This is a genomic window from Verminephrobacter aporrectodeae subsp. tuberculatae At4 (assembly GCF_000193225.1).
Lineage (GTDB): Bacteria > Pseudomonadota > Gammaproteobacteria > Burkholderiales > Burkholderiaceae_C > Acidovorax > Acidovorax aporrectodeae.
In genome coordinates, this window is record NZ_AFAL01000252.1 from 1 (window position 1) to 599 (window position 599).

1 protein-coding gene is annotated in these 599 nt (G+C 68.1%); it reads right to left on the reverse strand.

Annotated features, from left to right (window positions below; translation table 11 throughout):
• Positions 1-109: 109 nt before the first annotated feature.
• On the reverse strand, positions 110-599 hold a 490-nt coding region (locus VTU_RS0106240; protein ID WP_029554161.1), incomplete at its 5' end, for a site-2 protease family protein.

The following is a 599-nucleotide window of genomic DNA, read 5'->3' on the forward strand; positions in this document are numbered from 1 at the left end:
GCGACCGATGGGCGGATGGAGCCGACGAAGTTGCCCAGGTGGGGCACTCCCGTGGTGGTGATTCCGGTGAGAAAACGCGTGGTGCTCATGGCGGGCGGGGGCAGCGGGATCAGTTGAACAAGGGCATCAGCGGGCTGAGCAGCAGTTTGATGGCTTCCGCGCCCAGCGCCATGAGCGGGCGCAGCCACAGCCGGCCCACGACCCCGGCGAGCACCAGGCCGAGCACGATGAAAAAGCCCCAGGGCTCGACGCGCGCCAACATGCGCGCCGGCTTTGCGGGCAGCAGGCCGACCAGAATGCGCCCGCCGTCGAGCGGCGGCAGCGGAAACAGGTTGAAGGCCCACATCACCAGATTCACCATCAGGCCGGCGTTCGCCATCTCGATGAAGAAAGGCTCGTCCACGCCGAAACCGACGAGCGACACCAGCAGCAGCGCCCAGCCGAACGCCTGGATGAAGTTCGACGCAGGCCCCGCGAGCGCCACCCACACCATGTGCTGCCGGGGCCGGCGCAGATTGCCGAACCGGACGGGCACCGGCCTGGCGTAGCCGAACAGGAACGCGCCCTGGGTGGCAAAGTACAGCAGCAGCGGCATCAGG